The organism is Halobacillus sp. (assembly GCF_049282395.1).
In the GTDB taxonomy this organism is placed as follows: Bacteria; Bacillota; Bacilli; order Bacillales; family Halobacillaceae; genus Halobacillus.
Genome location: NZ_JBAPTY010000294.1, coordinates 1 through 2,057, shown reverse-complemented (window position 1 = coordinate 2,057; position 2,057 = coordinate 1). Strand labels below are relative to the sequence as shown.

2 protein-coding genes are annotated in these 2,057 nt (G+C 42.8%); both read right to left on the bottom strand.

The window, feature by feature from the left end; all coding sequences use genetic code 11:
• Positions 1 to 222 precede the first annotated feature (222 nt).
• The gene (gene chrA / locus WAM07_RS12835) at positions 223 to 1,422 is read right to left on the bottom strand and encodes a chromate efflux transporter (RefSeq protein WP_422167418.1); all 1,200 of its coding nucleotides are present in this window, start codon (positions 1,420 to 1,422) and stop codon (positions 223 to 225) included.
• Between the two features lie 15 nt (positions 1,423 to 1,437).
• Entirely contained in the window at positions 1,438 to 1,743 is a 306-nt protein-coding gene (locus tag WAM07_RS12830) for a PadR family transcriptional regulator (protein ID WP_422167416.1), read from the bottom strand.
• Positions 1,744 to 2,057: the final 314 nt, after the last annotated feature.

Genomic DNA, 2,057 nt, shown 5'->3' with positions numbered 1-2,057 from the left:
ATTTCGCAAGGTCCGGAGGGGGACGATGAAGACTTCTGCGGGATGAACATGATCGGTGAGATCCCGCAGGGCTGTTAAGCCCGAGGAAGCTCAGCACATGCCCGCGAAAAGCGAAATCGTCCCCCTCCGGACCAAATTCTCACAAAAGTCTCGAAATTAAGTCTTCAACAAACGGGAGCTTTTCTGGAAGACTCGAAATGAAGATTTAATAAAGTCTGCTTTTTAGAAACCTAATAGGTTGAGGAGGTAGCCTCCGATGACACCGAGTATTACAATCAGCCAGGCCGGTACTTTCCAAATGTTAAGTAAAGCAAATAATATAGTCCCTAAGGCAAAATCAGCACCATCAAAGATGGAACTCTTAACGACAGGATCATAGAATGCGGCTAATAGAATTCCAACCACGCTCGCATTCACTCCCATTAGGATTCCCTGGAAAGAAGCACGCTTGCGCAATTCACTTAGGAAAGGCAAAGCTCCAATTATAAGCAGAAAAGAAGGCAGGAAGATCCCTATAGTCGCAACTACTGCTCCTGCGACTCCTTCCATCATCGTTCCGAGGTAGCTTGAAAAAGTAAATAGGGGTCCCGGAACGGCCTGCGCCATACCATAACCAGCCAGGAACTCATCAGGCGACAGCAGCCCCTGCGGTACCAGTTCTCTTTCAATCATAGGTAACACAACATGGCCGCCGCCAAAAACTAAAGAACCTACCCGGAAAAATATATCAAATATATTGAGTAAAGAATTGTTCACTACGTTCGTAATGATCGGGAGTGAGACTAACAAAATTCCTAAAATGGTTAAGGAAAGGATTCCGGTTTTTTTAGATATAGAAACAGCGAAAGGTTCAATATTTGATTCTGCTTTATCTTTAAACCAGGAAAGTCCAAGCAGTCCAGCAGCTAAGATAATGACGATTTGTATCCAGGCAGAAGGGTACAGCAGCATAACTAAGGCAGCCACAACCGCAATAGCCTTTCTGCTTTTATCCGGCGTCAGTTTCTGACCCAGTCCGATAAGAGCATGCAGAACCACGGCTGCTGCCACTACTTTCAAGCTATGGATAAAGCCTGCGTCAGCCAGGGAGAAATTTTGATAAAGTAAAGCGAACACGACCAGTACGATAACGGAAGGAAGAGTGAAGCCAATAAAGGATGTAATCCCTCCCAGTATCCCTCCACGTAAAATTCCAATCGAGATGCCGACCTGACTGCTTGCCGGGCCGGGCAGGAATTGGCATAACGCTATGAGATCCGCATAGGTTTTGTCATTTAACCACTTTCGCCGGTCGATGTACTCATCTTTAAAATAAGCCAGGTGGGCTACAGGCCCTCCAAATGAGGTTAAACCCAGTTTCGTAGATGTAAATAATATTTCTAATAGGATTTGTAGAGTGGTTTTATTCTGTTTTTGGTTCAATGTGTTCACCTCATATCATTTAATTTCTTTAAAGAGTTCATAAGCTTTAGCCCGGGCTTCCTGCAGGACAGCATCCCCTTTATCTGTAATGCGGTAATACTTGCGTATCTTTCCATTTACATTGACATCTTCCCTATCCAGAAGCTGGTCGTTCTCCATATTGTGAAGGATAGGATATAATGTTCCGGCACTTATTTCGTAGCCATGCTCCTGCAGCTCCTCAAGCATCCAGGACCCGTAAATAGCTTCTTCTTTGGCATGATGCAAAATATGAATTTGTATAAAACCTAAGAATAGTTTCCTTACTACTTTATTATCCAAATACCTGGCCCTCCTTATTAAGCTCTTCAATATCGAAAACCAATATTGACTTTCGATAAGATTATATACGAAACGATTTGATTGAACAATACTTCCTAACATAATTTACAGGATCTTAATAAACCGTGAGAAATTCAGGAAATAATTTCATTCCTGCCGCCTATGCACCCCGATTCCCTCATGATATTATTCAGACTTTGTGAGACATTGGGAAGCTTGTAGCTATATAAATAAAAAACCTCAATAAATGAACATTCATAACCTGCATCTTCTCCTGTAAAAAGCCAGAAAGCCCCGGTTCCTTAGAATGGAAC